General features: G+C 63.8%; 11 protein-coding genes. 7 read left to right on the top strand and 4 right to left on the bottom strand.

Features of this window, described 5'->3' with window-relative positions:
• Window positions 1-205: 205 nt before the first annotated feature.
• The 5 genes from H3H45_RS17695 to H3H45_RS17675 all read left to right on the top strand — a co-directional run bounded on the left by H3H45_RS17695 (window position 206) and on the right by H3H45_RS17675 (window position 6,085).
• The gene (locus H3H45_RS17695) at window positions 206-1,366 is read left to right on the top strand and encodes a GGDEF domain-containing protein (protein ID WP_182835026.1); all 1,161 of its coding nucleotides are present in this window, start codon (window positions 206-208) and stop codon (window positions 1,364-1,366) included.
• A gap of 234 nt (window positions 1,367-1,600) precedes the next feature.
• Window positions 1,601-2,617: a DUF2804 domain-containing protein gene (locus H3H45_RS17690; protein WP_182835025.1), complete on the top strand. Its 1,017-nt coding sequence runs from the start codon at window positions 1,601-1,603 to the stop codon at window positions 2,615-2,617.
• 132 nt (window positions 2,618-2,749) lie between these two features.
• Window positions 2,750-3,184, top strand: a complete 435-nt coding sequence (locus H3H45_RS17685) for a MarR family transcriptional regulator (RefSeq protein ID WP_182835024.1) — start codon at window positions 2,750-2,752, stop codon at window positions 3,182-3,184.
• Window positions 3,185-3,565: 381 nt separating this feature from the next.
• On the top strand, window positions 3,566-5,710 hold the full coding sequence (locus tag H3H45_RS17680; protein ID WP_235983802.1) for a FimV/HubP-related protein: 2,145 nt from the start codon (window positions 3,566-3,568) through the stop codon (window positions 5,708-5,710).
• A gap of 96 nt (window positions 5,711-5,806) precedes the next feature.
• The gene (locus tag H3H45_RS17675; protein WP_182835023.1) at window positions 5,807-6,085 is read left to right on the top strand and encodes a SelT/SelW/SelH family protein; all 279 of its coding nucleotides are present in this window, start codon (window positions 5,807-5,809) and stop codon (window positions 6,083-6,085) included.
• 18 nt (window positions 6,086-6,103) lie between these two features.
• Here the strand turns inward: H3H45_RS17675 and H3H45_RS17670 are convergent, their stop codons facing one another.
• From H3H45_RS17670 to H3H45_RS17660, 3 genes are read right to left on the bottom strand one after another with little or no spacing between them, the layout of a single operon-like run.
• Window positions 6,104-6,970: a DMT family transporter gene (locus tag H3H45_RS17670; RefSeq protein WP_182835022.1), complete on the bottom strand. Its 867-nt coding sequence runs from the start codon at window positions 6,968-6,970 to the stop codon at window positions 6,104-6,106.
• A complete protein-coding gene (locus H3H45_RS17665; RefSeq protein WP_182835021.1) occupies window positions 6,967-7,302 on the bottom strand; it encodes a tRNA-binding protein in 336 nt (111 codons plus the stop codon). Before H3H45_RS17665 ends, H3H45_RS17670 begins: the two co-directional genes overlap by 4 nt.
• A gap of 58 nt (window positions 7,303-7,360) precedes the next feature.
• Window positions 7,361-8,122: a helix-turn-helix transcriptional regulator gene (locus tag H3H45_RS17660; protein WP_182835020.1), complete on the bottom strand. Its 762-nt coding sequence runs from the start codon at window positions 8,120-8,122 to the stop codon at window positions 7,361-7,363.
• A 216-nt stretch (window positions 8,123-8,338) separates the two neighbouring features.
• Here H3H45_RS17660 and H3H45_RS17655 point away from each other — a divergent pair, with 216 nt between their 5' ends.
• Together H3H45_RS17655 and H3H45_RS17650 are read left to right on the top strand one after the other, a co-directional pair.
• Window positions 8,339-9,145 (top strand): UDP-2,3-diacylglucosamine diphosphatase, encoded by an 807-nt coding sequence (locus H3H45_RS17655; protein WP_182835019.1) that lies wholly within the window; start codon window positions 8,339-8,341, stop codon window positions 9,143-9,145.
• Entirely contained in the window at window positions 9,142-10,167 is a 1,026-nt protein-coding gene (locus H3H45_RS17650) for a glycosyltransferase family 4 protein (RefSeq protein ID WP_182835018.1), read from the top strand. Before H3H45_RS17655 ends, H3H45_RS17650 begins: the two co-directional genes overlap by 4 nt.
• A 228-nt stretch (window positions 10,168-10,395) precedes the next feature.
• Here the strand turns inward: H3H45_RS17650 and H3H45_RS17645 are convergent.
• A partial coding sequence (locus H3H45_RS17645) for a tandem-95 repeat protein (protein ID WP_182835017.1) occupies window positions 10,396-16,618 on the bottom strand: 6,223 nt, incomplete at its 5' end.

Genomic DNA, 16,618 nt, shown 5'->3' with positions numbered 1-16,618 from the left:
CGCTTTTTCGCCGTTTTGACCAGCCGGAGGCTGTTACTAACGTTGCGCCTTGCGCTGGCTGCCTCGCCTACGTTTTCAACAGCCTGCTAGAGCGACGGACGGTGTGGCTTTGCGCGCCAAACTATCGGCGCGGGTGGGTGACAAACTTGTGACGCATGTCACAAATCGCTATGGTGGCGCCGTACCGCCCATTATCGAGGTTCTGGTGTCATCCCATCTCGCCTGGCTTGACGATGTACGTCCCAATCCCTACGCCGACCAGCTTGCCCAGGGCTATCGTCGGCTGCGCTTCAGTAAGTCGCTGGAGCAGGAATACCGCTCCTATGCGCAGCGTGACAGTGTTGTACTGAAGCGCGTTTCCGTGGTGTTTGCCCTGATCGTCTGGATGGCCTTCCTGGTGGTGGACGTATGGATGATCAATGCGCCGTTGCTCTACACGCTGCTGGCCATTCGCCTGGGTGTGGCGGTGTTGCTGATTGCCTGTGGCCGCCTGATCCTGCTGAACCGCCAGCCACGCCTGATGGTGCCCCTGAGCCTCGCCTGCATCGGGGCAATGGGCTTGGGGGCCGCCGCTATCATCGCCATCGGCCATGGACAGAATCCATTTTTCCCCTATGAAGGCCTGTTGCTGGTCTGCATTGCCGCCTACTTCCTGGTAGGGCTGCGCCTGGTCGAGGCGCTGGCCATTTCCTTTCTGGTGCTGTTTGCCTACGGCCTGTTCGAATGGCTCGGCGGTTTACCGGCGGAGCGCCTGTTCAACAATCTGTTGTTCCTGCTGTTCGGCAACCTGATCGGTGCGGTGGGCTGTTATTTGCTCGAGTTCAAGTCGCGCGAGCATTTCCTGGTCAGCCGACTGATGCGTGTGCTGGCCGATCACGACAGCCTGACGGGCCTACACAACCGACGCAGTTTCAATCGCCAGCTGGCTCGACTGTGGCGTCAGGCGCAGCGCGAAGGGGTCGAGCTGGCTTTGCTGCTGTGCGATGTCGACCATTTCAAGGCGTACAACGACCACTACGGCCACCAGGCGGGTGACCGTGCGTTGCAGCGGGTCAGTGCGCTGCTCTCCGACTCGGCCCGGCGGCCGCTGGACATGGCGGTACGTCTGGGCGGCGAGGAATTTGCCGTGTTGCTGTATGGCATCGGCGCCGCCGAGGCGCGCCAACGCGGCGAAGCGCTGCGCCAGGCCGTACAGGATCAACAGCTGGCCCACGCCGGTTCGTCGACCGCGGCGGTGTTGACCATCTCCGTCGGGGTGGCCTGCCTGCGCCCGCAAGACGGAATGGCGCTCGATCTGCTGTTCGAGCATGCCGACCGGGCTTTGTACGAGGCCAAGGCCTTTGGCCGCAACCAGGTAGTGACCTGAGAATCTGTCCACGATCTCCTCTCCGTCAGCCATACCGCGTTAAAAACAGGCTCGGAATGCTCATTTACAGCTCGTAAACTCCGCTTCCTCGCCTGTTTTTGCCTTGTCTGGCTCTAGTCCAAAAGATCGTGAACAGATTCTGAGGCGTCAGTTGTCCGCTGCACTGGCGCGAATCGTCGCTTCAACGCTGAGAGCCGGCTGCTAGGATCAGCGCTTTCCCGCCGAGCAGTAACGATGGAACGACTGATCCAGGCCAACGGCCAGCCCCATTACGGCATCTTCCCTGCGCCACCGGGCGAGGTGAACTACCGCGATTTCGACTTCCGCTCACCGATGGGCCGTCGACTCGGTGCGTTGGCCAAATGGCGGCGCTTTCACCAGTTCCAGTATTTCGGCCTGGTCAGTCGCGAGCTGATCGGCGGCTGTGCATTGGGCAACCTGAGTCTGCTCGGTATCGGCTTCGTCTACCTGTTCCATCCGCCCAGCGGGCGCATGATCGAGCGCCAGTTCCGTCTGCCCTTGGGCTTTGGCAGCAGCTTCTCGCAGCAGCCAGATAGCGGCATCTGTGAGCTGCGCAGTGGCGGCAACCTGCTACGCCTGGAGAACAGCGCGCAGTCCAGGGAGAAACGCCTGCTGGTGGAGCTGGACGATGGCACGCGCATCGAGGCGCACTTCTCCGAGCAGCAGCCGGCCTTCCAGCCGATGTGCATCTGCACGCCCACGGCGGTAAATGGCTGGGTCTATGCGCAGAAGGTCGCCGGGGTACGCTGCCAGGGCTCGGTGCAGAGTGCCCTGGGCGACTTCGATCTGACGCAGATCGACGCCTTCGCCCACCACGACTGGTCGGCCGGCTACATGCGCCCGGAAACCTTCTGGAACTGGGCCTGCCTGTCCGGCGAAGTGGCCGGTACGCGGGTCGGTCTCAACCTATCCTGTGGGGTCAACGAGACCAGCTTCAGCGAGAATTGCTACTGGCTGGATGGCGAGCTGCTGCCGGTCAGCGGCGTGCATTTCCAGTTCAACCGCGATGAGCCGCTGCAACCCTGGCGGATCCTCTCTGCCGATGGCCAGGTCGAGCTGAATTTCCGTGGCCATGGCCTGCACCGTGAGCGGCTCAATCTGGGTTTTCTGGCGAGCAACTTCAAGCAGGTATTCGGCTGTTTTCAGGGCACCTTGCGCCCACCGGGCCGGGCTCCGCTGGTGATCGACAACCTCTGGGGCTTCGTCGAAGACCAGTACGTCAAATGGTGAAAACGGACTTGGCGACGGGCGCGCCACGGGGTTATGGTTAGGCGACTAATAATTAGGTTTTTCTGCTGTCTGCGCAGTGTAGGGGCGTGCAGGCAGGGGCAAAAACCGCCATGACACGGTCCGCGAATCGCTATGCACACCTTTGCGCAACACAGTTTCGGCATGCAGTTGGCTCAGCTATCCCGCGCCTGGCGCGCTGAACTGGATCGACGGCTCTCCGGCCTCGGTTTGTCCCAGGCCCGCTGGCTGGTGTTGTTGCATCTGGCCCTGCTGGAAGAGCCACCGACCCAGCGCGAACTGGCCAAGACGGTGGGCGTCGAGGGCCCGACCCTGGCCCGTCTGCTCGATGGCCTGGAGGCCCAGGGCCTGGTGCAGCGCCATGCCGTACCGGAAGATCGGCGGGCAAAGAAGATTGTCCTGAGCCCGCAGGCCCGGCCCCTGATCGAACAGATCGAAAGCATCGCCCTGGGGCTGCGCAAAGAGTTGTTCGCCGGCGTCAGTGAGGAAGACATGCAGCTCTGCCAGCGGGTGCATGCCCAGGTTCTGGCCAATCTGGAGAAGGGCTGAGACGCTTCAGTCAGCTGCAGTTCGCAGTCAAGATTGCCCCAGATAACGCCCCTGTAACCCTTTGGTTAGCAGGGGCAGCCTGCGTACCGGACGGGTTTCCCCAGACCCTCTCTAGTCAATTTAGTTGTTAGCTGTAGCCGACTTATCTCAATACAGAATGAGAGATAGTTGGCATTTTTAGGTACCTATTTCCTATGCTGGCTCTATGCCTTGGGCGATGTGATCAGTTGGTACTTTTGCTACCCGTTGGTCTGTCGAGGCATTGCGAAGCCGGGTGACAGGGACGCCCTCCCGACACAAAACAGCGTTGCGTTGCCCGCTAGCCAGGGATTCAGGAGGCTACTGAGGGCAGCGTGCGAGCTGGAAATCCGTGGAGGGTGTATGGCTCGGGTACGTCAACTTCTATTGACCCTGGCATCGGGCTCAGCGCTCTATTCCGGCATGGTGCCAGCTCTCGGCCTGGGTGAAATCAGCCTGCACTCGGCGCTTAATCAGCCGCTGGAAGCCGAGATCGAGTTGCTGCAGATTGGTGATCTGAACGCCGACGAGATCAAGGTGCGCCTGGCCTCGGCCGAAGACTTCAGTCGCTCCGGCGTCGACCGTTTCGTCTTCCTCAATGACTTGCGCTTCACCCCGGTTTTGCGCGGCGGCCAGAGCATGATCCGCGTGGTGTCGAACAAACCGGTGCGCGAGCCCTACCTCAATTTCATCGTCGAAGTGGTGCGCCCCGGCGGCAGCCTGCTGCGTGAGTACACCTTGCTGATCGACCCGCCCGGGTCTTCTGCCTACCGCCCCGTGGCCAGTACGCTGGATGAGCCGCGTTACGCTGCAGCGCCCCCGCCAGCCCGGGCAGCCACCCCGCAGCAGGCACAAGCGCAGACGCCAATGCCGCCGGCCACCCAGGGCCAGCGTTATCGCGTACAGCCTGGTGACAGCCTGTGGAGCATTGCCGGTCGCCTGCGTGAGGCCGGCAGCGAAGCATCGCGTTCGGTATTGATGAGCGATATCCACAGACTGAACCCCGGCGCGTTCATCGCCGGTGACCGCGATCGACTGCGCCTTGCCGCTGATCTGTTGTTGCCGGATAGCGCCGTGCCGCAGTGGATAGCACCCAGTCAGCCGCAGGCCCCCGTTGCTGTCGATCCACCGGTCGCCGCGTCGCTGGCCCTGGCGCCCGCGGCAGAGCCGACACCCGCGGCAGAGTCTGCTCCGATTGCCGAGGCAGCCGCCGAGCTGCAACAGATCGAGGCGGCGCAACTGCAGGTGGATGGCGAGCTGGCCAGCCAGACCGCAGAAAATCAGCAGCTGCAGACGGCTATCGTGGATCTGCAAGCCCAGTTGGCGCAGTTGCAGACGCAGATGGCGGAGAAGGATCGGCAGCTACAGACCATTCGCGCCGAGCTGGCGCAGCAGCGCCAGCCTGCGCCGGCAGACGGCCCGGCACCTGTGCTGCAGAGCGCCCCGGCTGCACCAACCGGTGACTTGCCAGTGGCTCAGGAATCTTCTGCCTGGCCTCTCTGGCTGAGTGCGGGTGGCCTCTGCCTGGTGCTTATCGGCGGTATATGGCTGTTGCGGCGCAAGGTGGAGAGTCACGAGCCCGAACCCTACCGGCGGCCTCAGGTGCAGGTACGCCCGGCTGTCAAGGTGCCGACCCAGCAGGTACGCCCCGCTGAACCAGTGCAGGCCAAGCCCGTGGCGCCGGTACGTATGCCGAGTGTGCCGGCTGACCCGATCGAGGGCGCCAATATCTACATCGCCTATGGCCACTTTGGTGAAGCCCTTGCCGTGTTGCGCAGGGCTGTCGAACAGGAGCCGCAGCGCATCGACCTGCGCCTGCGCCTGTTCGCGGTGCTGGGCGAGCTGGGTGACGCCAACGGTTTCTTTGCCCAGGAGCAGCAGTTGCTGGATATGGGGGCCAGCCATGTGCAGGTCGATCAGATCCGCGTGCGTTATGCCAACCTGCAACGCCCGACACAGGCAGATGAACTGGTCGCCGTGCTGCCCCTCGACGAGGTGCCAGAGCCGCTACCCGCCGCTCAGCCGGCGGCGGATGACTTCCAGCTCAATCTCGATGACCTGTCACTGGATGCCGACTGGGATCTGGTCAGCCCGTTCAAAAATGAAGCCCCCCTGCGAGCCAAGGCTGCCAGCGCGGATGCGCTCGATCCTTCCTTCCGCTCGGACCTGCGCGAGCTGCCCGAAGTGTTCGAAATGACCGTCGACAAGGACAGCCTCAGTCCTTTCGGCGACATGCCTCTGCCTGAGAGCACCGCTGATGAGGTCTTGCATGAGGAGTTCGTCGATGCGTTCTCCCGTGAACCGCAGGGGCGTGCCGACAAGCCCCTGGAGTCCAACCTCGAGCATCTGGCGGGTAACCGTGAGCACCTGGCCCAGTTGAACATGGCCCTGGCCTATATCGAGCAGGGCAACCTGGGTGCGGCCTGCAACATCCTCAATGCACTAATCGACGAGGGCGATGATCAGGAGAAGGCGCGGGCGCGGGAGCTGCTGGCCCAGATCGCCTGAGTTACTGCCCAAACCACGGCGCCGCGCAGGAGACTTCGCGGCGCTGTCGTTTGGGCGGCGCTATCATGGCGCCTTTTGCGTAACGGAGCCCGCGGCATGTCCGGCAAACCCGAAGTCACCATCACCTACTGCACCCAGTGCCAGTGGCTGCTGCGCGCCGCCTGGCTGGCGCAGGAACTGCTCAGCACCTTCAGCGACGAGCTGGGCAAGGTCAGCCTGGAACCCGGCACGGGAGGCGTGTTCCGGATTGCCTGCGACGGCGTTCAGTTGTGGGAGCGCAAGGCTGATGGCGGCTTTCCCGAAGCCAAGGTGCTCAAGCAGCGCCTGCGTGATCTGATCGATCCCGCGCGCGATCTGGGCCATAACGACCGCTAAGCCCTAGGCAGTAGCGCCTCAGCCGAGGTCTTCCACGCTGGGAGCATGCTTGCTCATGCGTGCCGAGATCAGCGTGGCCAGAACGATCAGCGCGCCGCCACAGAGCATGCGTAGCCCCGGTTGCTCGTGGAACAGCCACCAGGCGAAGACGATGCCGTAGACCGGCTCCAGGGCAAACACCACCGATGCACTGCGGGCGTTGAGCGTGCGCAGGCTGGCGACGAACAAGCTGTGCGCCAGGGCTGTACAGAGCACGCCAAGCAGGCCGATCCACAGCCAGTCCAGCGCCCGTACCTCAGGCAGCAGGCTCCAGGCAAAGGGCAGGCTGCACAACAGGATGCCGATGTTCTGCCACAGTGCCGCTTGGGCCGGGTTGAGGCCGCGGGTGGTGGCCCGGTTGCTTACCGACACCAGGGCGAACAACAGCCCGGACAGCACGGCCCAGCACAGGCCCAGGGTGGCTTCGCTGGCGAAGTCGAAGTGCGGGGTCACCAGGATCAGACCGATGCACACCAGGCCGACCACCGCCCATTCGCTGCGCCGTACCCGCTCCTTGAACAGCAGCCCTTCGAGCAGCACGGTGAAGGCCGGAAAGCTGGCGAAGCCCAGGGTCGCCACCGCCACGCCAGCCACCTTGATCGCAATGAAGAAACTCCACCAGTGCCCGCCCAGCAGCAGGCCTGCACCGGCCAGGGCCAGTAGGCGCCTATGGCTGGGCCGTGCCGCGCCGGAGCGGGCGAAGGGGGTGAGGGCGAGTACGGCGAACAGTGCGCGACCAAACACGATGACCACCGGAGCGGCCAGGGCTAGCTTGCCGAAAATACCGGAAAGGCCGAACAGCAATGCGCCCAGGTGCAGGGCCAGGAGTGCCTTGCGCCGGTTCATGCCAGGCGTGCGCCATTAGGCAGGGGATGCTCGAAGCTGGCCAGCACCACCTTGCCGTCCGCGTCATAGACGCCGGTGACCAGCACCTCCGAGCGAATGCCGGCGATGCGTTTGGGCGCGAAGTTACACACGCAGAGCACTTGGCGGCCAATCAGCTGTTCGGTGGCGTAGTGGGCGGTGAGCTGGGCGCTGGAGGTCTTGATCCCCCATTCACCGAGATCGACTTCCAGGATGTAGGCGGGTTTAAGAGCTTTTTCGTTGAGCCTTGCGCTGAGCAGGGTGCCGACGCGCAGTTCCACGCGCTCAAAATCCTGCCATTCGATGGTGTGCATAAAAACTCCCTGACGATGCGCAGAGTCTAGGCAGGCGCGGCGCCGTCAGTCTGTCGCGCTAGTCGCGGCTTTTATCGCGCCACTCGCGGCGCAACTGGCGCGGCGTACTGCCCAATTGGCGCGCGAGGGCCGCAGTGAAGGCGCTCTGCGAGGCGTAGCCAACCCGTGCGGCGATCTCGCCGACGGCCAGGTTGCTGCTCAGTAGCAGCTCACGGCCCAGCTGCAGGCGGCGATTGCGCACATGCTCCATCGGCGTGTGCCCCGTTTCGGCGAGAAAGCGCGCATGGAAGCGCGCTGCCGACAGGCCGCACAGCCGCGCCAGATCAGCAACCTGTAGCGGGTGGGCGCAGTGGCGCTCGATATGCGCGTCGATGACTGCCAGCGGCAGGCCATGGCTGGGTAAGGGCTCGCTACTGCTCAGGCTGGCGAGCAGCAGCGCCGCGCCTTGCTGAGCGATCACATCATCGTTGATCGGACTGGCTGCCAGCCAGTTGACCAGCTGGCTCTGCGCCGGGTTGAGCAGCAGGCGGCCGGGGCGGTCGAGCAGGCGCCGGCTCGCGTCGGCATGCCGGCCCAGGCGCTGTTGCAGCCAGCCATCGGCCGGCACATCGAGCACCAGACACTGGCTGCTCGCCGGGCTGGCGCAGGCATGGTGGGCCGTGCGCGGTACCACGGCCAGGCTGTGGCTGAGCACCTGGCAACCTTGGCCGGCCACTTCGAAATCCAGGCAGCCGCTCAGGCCGAACACCAGCTGCGCATGCTCGTGGCTGTGGGCGATCTGTTCGTGGCGGTAATGGCGCAGGGATAAAATCGGGTGCATTGCAGGCTCCTGAGAACCTGCTGAGGATCTCTTGATCGTCGGCCAGGCTGCATTGAAGTTGGGCTCTAGCTCAAAAGATCCTAAGCAGGTTCTGAAACAAGGGCGCAGTCTACACCGTGCTCGCGCCCTGGCACTTGTCACCGCATTGCCATCGGGCTGTCACAGTGCCTTCACCGCTGGCGTGCACGCTCGCGCTAAACCCAGCGGAGAACGCCGATGAGCATCGCCGAGCGCAGCACACCCAGCCGCAAGCAACGAGTCCGCACTCTGTGGATTTCCGATGTGCACCTGGGCACGCGCGACTGCCAGGCCGAACGCCTGGCCGAGTTTCTCAAGCGCTACCAGGCGGACAAGGTCTACCTGGTCGGCGACATCATCGACGGCTGGAAGCTGCGCAGCGGTATCTACTGGCCACAGGCTCATACCAACGTGATCCGCCGCCTGTTGACCATGAGCAAGCGCGGCACCGAGGTGATCTACGTCACCGGTAACCATGATGAATTCCTCCGTCGTTACTCGACGCTGATCCTCGGCAATATCCAGCTGGTCGACGAGGCCGAGCACGTCACCGCCGACGGGCGCAAATTGCTGGTGATCCACGGCGACCAGTTCGACGTGATCACCCGTTACCACCGCTGGTTGGCCTTTCTCGGCGACAGCGCCTACGAGTTCACCCTGACCCTCAATCGCTGGCTCAACCACTGGCGCGAGCGTTACGGCTACGGCTACTGGTCGCTGTCGGCCTACCTCAAGCACAAGGTCAAGACGGCGGTGAGCTTTATCAGCGACTTCGAGGAAGCCATCGCCCACGAGTGCGTCAAACGCGGCTTCGACGGCGTGGTCTGCGGGCACATCCACCACGCCGAGATCCGCAAGGTCGGCGAGGTGGAGTACCTCAACTGTGGCGACTGGGTGGAGTCGTGCACGGCGCTGATCGAACACCTGGACGGCAGCATCGAGCTGTACCGCCTGGCCGAGGCGCAGGCGCGCGAGGCCGAGCTGGCCATCGGGCAGGTGGCATGAGGATTCTTATCGTCAGCGATGCCTGGCTGCCGCAGGTCAATGGCGTGGTCACCAGCCTGCAGGCGCTGGTCAGTGAACTGCGCGGCCTGGGCCATCTGGTCAAGCTGCTGTCACCGGTCGATTTCCGCGCGGTGCCCTGTCCCAGTTACCCGGAGATCCCGCTGGCCTGGAATCTATGGAAGGTCGGCCCGGCGATCCGCGAGTTCCGCCCAGACTGCGTGCACCTCGCCACCGAGGGCCCGCTTGGTTGGGCTGCCCGGCGCTGGCTGGTCCAGCGTGGGCTGGCCTTCTCCAGCGCCATTCACACGCGCTTCCCAGAGTATGTGCATAGCCGCTGGCCGCGGATTCCCTTGAGCTGGGGCTACGCCTACCTGCGTCGCTTCCACCGCCCCAGCCAGGCCGTGCTGGTGAGTACCGAGCGCATGCGCGAGGAATTTGTGGCCCAGGGGCTGCGCCGCTTGCAATTGTGGCGCAAGGGCGTGGACTGCCGGCTGTTCCAATCGCGGGACGATGTGCCAGGTGAACCGGTGTTTCTCTATGTCGGGCGCCTGGCGGCGGAGAAGAACTTGCGCGCCTTTCTCGACCTGGACCTGCCGGGAGAGAAGCGCGTGGTTGGCGATGGACCGCAGCGCGCCGAGTTGCAGGCGGTCTATCCGCAGGCGCGCTTTCTCGGTTACCAGCAGGGCGCCGAGCTGGCGCACTCCTTCGCCACGGCCAGCGTATTGGTGTTCCCCTCGCGCACCGATACCTATGGTCTGGTGATGCTCGAGGCGCTGGCCTGTGGCACGCCGGTGGCGGCTTTTCCGGTAGCGGGGCCACTGGATGTGCTGGAGCAAGGGCTGACCGGGGTGATGAGCGAGGATCTGCGCCAGGCCTGCCTGGACGCCTTGCAACTGGATCGCGGGCAATGTGCCGCACGGGCGGCGCGCCAGTCCTGGCGTACCTCGGCGCTGGAGTTCCTGGCCCAGCAGCCGTTGCTTGATGGCGAGCTGGTAGTGGTCGAGCAGTTTGCCGGAGCCTAGGTTGCGCCGCGGCATCGCCTGACAGGGCCCGTGCGCACGGCGCCCCTGCAGGTCAGCCGGCGCCTCTAAATAAAGTTTGATGGCCAGGTACCTTTGCATGGGAGTCTGCTGCCAAAAAGACTTGTGTGTGGTGCAGCAGTGAACGGGTAAATGGCCATGAAAAAGCCGGCCTGCCATTTGGCAGGCCGGCTTTGTTTTAGCACTGGCCTTGCTGCCCGGATGGGCGGGTCAGTGGTCCAGCTTCACGGTCGGGTCGGAGCCAGCGATCAGCGAGTTGATGATCGCGGCCGGGGTGGCACCCAGACTCAGGCTTGTATCGCTGAGGTTGACCCCTTCCAGCTGGATGCTGACATCGGCATTGCTGCCGGTGGCATTGAGCACGCCGGTGCTGCTCACCAGCAGGGTATCGCCGCTGGCGCTGAGCTTGAGGTAGCTACCGATATCACTGGCATGCTCTTCGCCCTGCAGCAGGTCGCTGAGGTCGATCTTGTCCTGCGCCAGATTGAAGTCCTTGATCACATCAGTACCGGTGTCGCCGCTCTTCCAGACAAAAGTGTCGCGTCCTGCGTTACCCCACAGCGTGTCGTTGCCGGTGCCGCCGATGAGAAGGTCGTCGCCCTCGCCACCCAGCAGGCTGTCGATGCCACTGCCGCCGTCCAGGATGTCGCCGCCGGCCCCGCCGTTCAGCGTGTCAGTGCCGGCGCCGCCATTCAGGTAGTCGTTGCCGCTGCCGCCATTGATGCTGTTGTTGCCGCTGCCGCCCAGGGTACTGATGGCTATGCTGCCATTGGCATCCTGCGTCGTGATGCTCAGGGTCGGTGCGAATCCGCTGGGCAGCTCCGTGGCATTGCTGACATACAGCTGGTCATTGAAGCTGCCGCTGCTGAAGGCGTTTTGCAGCAGGGCGGTGTCCAGGCTGAACAGCGGCTTGCCGTCTGCGTCTGTGCCGCTGCTGCTCAGCGTGGTCAGCTGGCCTGTCGCGCTGTTGAGCAGGGTCAGGGTCGAGCCGCTGGGGAAGCCACTCAGGGAGAGGCTGGTCAGGGTCTCGCTGCCGTCGACGTCATGCAGTGCCGCGTTGATATCGATTGGGTGGCTGAAGCCCACACTGTTGGTCGGTGCGAACGAGAGGAACTCCACCTGATAGCCGTCGGAGTTGCCGAATGCCGTGCCATTGGCGACGGTCATGGTGCTGATGTTGCGGTTGACCGTGAGGCTCAGGAAGTCTCCGCCATTGCTGAATGCATCGCCGTCGATGCTGGTTTTCAGCGTCATGCCGGTGATGGTGCCGACACTGCTGGCATCGAATCCACTGATCGACCAAGTGCCATTGGCATTCAGCGTGGCCGGGAGGGAAGTGAGGCTGCCTGTTGTGCTGGTGACGGTGAGTTCGATACGCGCATGGGCAAGATTTTGCAGGGCCGCACCGCTGTCCAGCAGGCTGCCGCTGAGCGAGATGCTGCCGGCGTTTACCCCGCTGGCGTCCAGCTTGCTGGTGATTTCCACCGTCTCGTTCCTGGTGTTCTTCACGGCCATCGAGATGCTCTGCACGTCGAGTCCGGCAGGGAAGCTGAAGTTCAGGCTTTCGCCCGGATCGATGCGGTTGGCTTCTTCGCCGCCGCCGGCGGTCGTGGTGTCTACGCCAACGCCCAGGCCGCCGTTTCCACCCAGGGTCATACCGTTCGGGACGCTGACCGTAATGCCCGTCAGCGGGTCGGTATACGACTGGCCGTTTTCGCCGCTAGGCAGGTTGAAGTCAAAAGACGGCCCCACTACCACGGTAATCCCGCCCGGCGCCGTCAGCGGATCGGCCACCGGCGTGACGTTGAACGTGAGGGTATTCGCCGTGGGATCGGTATTCACGCCGCCATTGGCGGTGCCGCCGTCATCCTGCACCTGGAAGCTCAAGCTGGCATAGCCCGTGCCGCTGGCGTTGCTCGCGGGTGTGTAAACCAGTTTGCCAGCGCTGATATCCGCTGCCGATACGCTGGTCGGGCCGGTCAGGGCCACGCCATCCAGGGTCAGGCTACCCAGGCTCGGCGCCTGCAGGAGCACGCCGGCGAAGTCGTCGCCCTCGCTGTCGCTGAAGCCGAAGTCGCCTGCCGTGAGGGTGTAGGCGGTGTCTTCCAGGGTGGTGAGGGTCTTGTTGGCGCCAGCGGGGGCGTCATTGACCGCATTGACGGTGACGTTGACGGTGGCGCTGGCGCCCTCGGCGTTGGTGTAGGTGAAGCTGTCGCTGCCGTTGAAGTTGGCCGTCGGGGTGTAGGCGAGGGTGCCGTCGCCGTTGATCGCAACCGTGCCGTGGGCGCCTTGGGTGACGCCGGTCACCGGGCTCTTGGTGCTGTCGACATCGCTGTCGTTGGCCAGCACGTTGATGATGACGGCGCTGTCTTCGTTGGTGGTCACGTTGTCGTTGGCAACGACGGTGGCATCGTTGACCGGGGTAACGCCGACGGTGACGGTGATCGGGTTGGAGGTCTGGCCGCTGGCGTCCTTGATGGTGTAGGTGAAGCTGTCGCCCGTGGTCTCGCTGCCGTTGTGCTGGTAGCTGACGGTGCCGTCGGCATTGACGGTGACGCTGCCGTTAGCCGGGCCACTGGTGATGACCAGGCTGCTCAGATCGAGGCCGTCATCGCTGTCACTGTCGTTGCCGGCCAGGTCGATCAGCATGCTGCCGCCTTCGGCGACGCTGGCGCTGTCGGCCACGGCGACGGGGGCGTCGTTGATGGGTGTTACACCAATATTGACGGTCACGGTGTTGCCGTCGGTGGTGCCGTCGTTGACCTTGTAGGTGAAGCTGTCGGTAGTGGTTTCGCTGCCATTGTGGGTGTAGCTGAACGTGCCGTTGGCGTTGAGCGTCAAGGTACCGTTGGCGGGGCCAGTGACCAGAATCGCGCTCAATGGATTGCTTTCGGCATCGCTGTCGTTTGCTAGAACACTGCTAGCGCCGCCCAGCAGGATGGTCGCGGTACCGCCTTCAGCAACCGTGATGTTGTCGGCGACGGCGACCGGTGCATTGTTGACCGGGGTAACGCCGACGGTGACGGTGACCGGGTTGGAGACCTGGCCGCTGGCGTCCTTGATGGTGTAGGTGAAACTGTCGCCAGTGGTTCCGGAGCCGTTGTGCTGGTAGCTGACGGTGCCGTCAGCGTTGACGGTGATGCTGCCGTTGGCCGGATTGGCGGTGATGACGATACTGGCCAGATTGAGGCTGTCGTCGCTGTCGGTGTCGTTACCGGCCAGGTTGATCAGCACGCTGCCGCCTTCGGCGACAGTCGCAGCATCGGCTACGGCGACCGGAGCATCGTTCACGGGCAGGACGATCACGGTCAGGCTCTGGGTGGTCTCGGCGGAATCCAGATTGCTGGTTTCGGTCGAGGTGGCCTTGATCTCGAGGTTGAAGCTGCCGTTGTAGTTGCTCGGGGGAAGAATCGACAGGGTCGACAGATCCCAGCCGGTCACATCCGTCTGCGTGCTGCCAGGCGCAGCGGTAAAGCTGTTGCCTTGGTTGTCCTTCAGCGTTGCGCCAACAGGGATATTGTCGATGCTGATCGCAAGCGTTTCCGAGCTGTCGCCGTCAACCAGCTGGGCATCGATACTGGACAGACGAATCCAGCTGTCCTCGTTGCCGGTATTGCGCACATCCAGCAGTTGAATGTTGTCCAGCACGCCACCCAGGCTATTGCTGTCGCTAGCCCTGAACTCGAGACGATAGGTGCCGTCTGCGTCTGCCGGCAGGTCGAAGTGGAAGTGCTGGAAGCCCACGCTCGAGGCATTGAGGGTGGCGATCAGATTGCCGCCCCAGAACACCTGGATTGCGGAGTTGCTGGTCTGGCCGGCGCGTGGCGAGTAGTCGAAGTCGAGCGAGTAAGAGCTGCCTGCCTTGGCGGTAATGTCGGTGAACAGGTTGGCCGCATCCCCGCTGACGCGTTCAAGCTCGATCACCTGGTTGGTGCTGCCGCCGCCGAGGTAAGTGTTCTGGGTGCCGATCTCCAGCAGGCCTCCCGGGTTGCTGGTGTTCCAGGTGCTGCCCAGTCCGGTGTTCAGGCTGGAAGCGTTGATGTTGGCTGACCAGCTGGCGCCATTCAGTGGCGCACTCTGGAAGTCGGTTGCGGCAGCGACTGACGTGCCGTTCAGAATCAGGCTGGGGGCGTCCGCATCCGGACTGATATCGAGGCTCAGGCTGCTGGCGGTGCCCGCATCCGTACCATCGAAGGGCGTGAAGCCGATCTGTGCATAGTCGGCCTGCAGGTTGCCCAGGCCGCTGCCGGCAAAGCCGTCGTGCCCCGACTCATGCGCCGCCGGTTCAAAGCGCAGCTTGCCCGCTTCGATATCGGCTTTGCTGATGAGCTGATCCGGGGTAACGGCGACCCAGTTGCCCGGGCTTTGCTCGAAACTCAGGCTGCCGGCGGCTGGGAGCTGATTGATGATTACGCCCAGGTCGCTGTCCAGCGAATCGACATCGCTGATGCCGAAGTTCGTCCAGGTCAGGGTAATGGCCGTGTCTTCTACACCGGTAACGGTTGCCAGGCTGGCGTCGACAGTGGGGGCGTCGTTGCTGCCGGTGATGGTCAGGGTCACGTCCTGGGTGGCGGTTGCGCCGCTGTCGTCGGTGACGGTAACGGTAAACACGGCGGTGACCACATCACCGGCGGCGAGGTAGTCCGGCGAGGCCAGGTTGAACGTCCAGTTGCCGTCGGCATCGATGCTGAAGGCATCGGCGATGGCAGTTTGCTGGGCGGCGCTGAGGGCGATGCCGGTGGCGCTGATGGTGCTGGCGGTGAGGCTGGTGGCCGGCGTGTCACCGCTGTCGATATCGCTGAACAGCACAGTACCGCTGGCGCTGAGCGGCGCATTGGTTTCATTCAGGGCGGCGCTGGTGTCGGAACCGGCGACGTCGATCACGGGCGCGTCGTTGCTGCCGGTGATGGTCAGAGTCACGTCCTGGATGGTGGTTTCGCCGTTGTCATCGGTGACGGTAACGGTGAACACGGCGGTGACCACATCACCGTCGGCGAGGTAGTCCGGCGAAGCCAGGTTGAAGCTCCAGTTGCCGTCGGCATCGATGATGAAGGCATCGGTGATGGCAGTTTGCTGGGCGGCGCTGAGGGCGATGCCAGTGGCGCTGATGGTGCTGGCGGTTTGCGTGGTGGCCGGCGTGTCGCCGCTGTCGACATCGCTGAACAGCAGGGTGCCACTGACGCTGAGCGGTGCATTGGTTTCGTTCAAGGCAGCGCTGGTGTCGGAGCCGGCGACGTCAACCACCGGGCCGTCATTGGTGCCCGTCACGGTAATGGTCAGGCTGTTGGCCGTGCTGGCGTTCTGGTCGTCAGTGACGGTGAACGGAACACTGATTACCAGCTCCTGGCCGTCGGCCAGGTAGTCATAGGCCGGGTTGCTAGGGTCGAAACTCCAGCTGCCATTGGGGTTGAAGGTCAGGCCGGCGACACTGGCCGAGGTGCTGAATTGCAGGGCTACGCCGGGCGCTTGATCGATATCGCTCGCGACAATCTGGCCGCTGATGCTGGCACCGCCTTCGAAAACGTCCGCGCTGTCCGGGCTGGCCACTGGCGTATCGTTGACCGGCGTTACGGTGATGGCTACCGCGTCGTTAACCGTTGTCTGGCCATCGCTGGCGCTGACTTGCAGATTGTCCGGGCCGAAGTAGTTGGCCTCTGGGACGTAGGTAAGCTGGGCCATGGCGTTGTTGATGGCGGCCGCGCTACCGGTAATGGTAAGCGTGGCTGTGCCGCTGCCCGTGTGGCTGGCGCCGAGCAGGTTGAGACCGATATTGAGGACGCCATGCTCGACGCTGAGAGTGACGCTCAGGTTGGCCTGTTCGGGGTCGAATACACCCAGGGCATTTTGCGTCAGCAGGGAGAAGGTCTTGCTGGTGTCTTCTGCCGTGGTCTGCGCATCCGGTACACGGATCAACGGCGCGTCGTTGCCCGGGGTGACCCCGACGGTGACGGTGACTGGGTTGGAGACCTGGCCGCTGGCGTCCTTGATGGTGTAGGTGAAGCTGTCACCGGCGGTTTCGGAACCGTTGTGCTGATAGCTAACGGTGCCGTCGGCGTTGACGGTGACAGTGCCATTGGCCGGGTTACCGGTGATGACGATGCTGCTCGGGTCGATGCCGTCGTCGCTGTCGGTGTCGTTACCGGCCAGGTCGATCAGCACGCTGCCGCCTTCGGCGACGGTGGCGGCATCAGCGACGGCGGCCGGCGCGTCGTTGCTCGGGGTGACCCCGACAGTGACGGTGACCGGGTTGGAGGTCTGGCCGCTGGCGTCCTTGATGGTGTAGGTGAAGCTGTCGCCGGTGGTTTCGGAACCGTTGTGCTGGTAGCTGACGGTGCCGTCGGCGTTGACGGTGACGGTGCCATTGGCCGGATTACCGGTGATGACGATGCTGCTCGGGTCGATGCCGTCGTCGCTGTCGGTGTCGTTACCGGCC

Source organism: Aquipseudomonas guryensis (assembly GCF_014164785.1).
Classification (GTDB): Bacteria; Pseudomonadota; Gammaproteobacteria; order Pseudomonadales; family Pseudomonadaceae; genus Aquipseudomonas; species Aquipseudomonas guryensis.
This window is presented reverse-complemented; position numbering and strand designations above follow the sequence as displayed.

Coding starts and splice junctions, on each gene's coding strand:
- H3H45_RS17685 (WP_182835024.1), top strand. CDS start 2,750: ATGCACACCTTTGCGCAACACAGTTTCGGCATGCAGTTGGCTCAGCTA.
- H3H45_RS17680 (WP_235983802.1), top strand. CDS start 3,566: ATGGCTCGGGTACGTCAACTTCTATTGACCCTGGCATCGGGCTCAGCG.
- H3H45_RS17670 (WP_182835022.1), bottom strand. CDS start 6,970: ATGAACCGGCGCAAGGCACTCCTGGCCCTGCACCTGGGCGCATTGCTG.
- H3H45_RS17650 (WP_182835018.1), top strand. CDS start 9,142: ATGAGGATTCTTATCGTCAGCGATGCCTGGCTGCCGCAGGTCAATGGC.
- H3H45_RS17655 (WP_182835019.1), top strand. CDS start 8,339: ATGAGCATCGCCGAGCGCAGCACACCCAGCCGCAAGCAACGAGTCCGC.
- H3H45_RS17690 (WP_182835025.1), top strand. CDS start 1,601: ATGGAACGACTGATCCAGGCCAACGGCCAGCCCCATTACGGCATCTTC.
- H3H45_RS17675 (WP_182835023.1), top strand. CDS start 5,807: ATGTCCGGCAAACCCGAAGTCACCATCACCTACTGCACCCAGTGCCAG.
- H3H45_RS17660 (WP_182835020.1), bottom strand. CDS start 8,122: ATGCACCCGATTTTATCCCTGCGCCATTACCGCCACGAACAGATCGCC.
- H3H45_RS17665 (WP_182835021.1), bottom strand. CDS start 7,302: ATGCACACCATCGAATGGCAGGATTTTGAGCGCGTGGAACTGCGCGTC.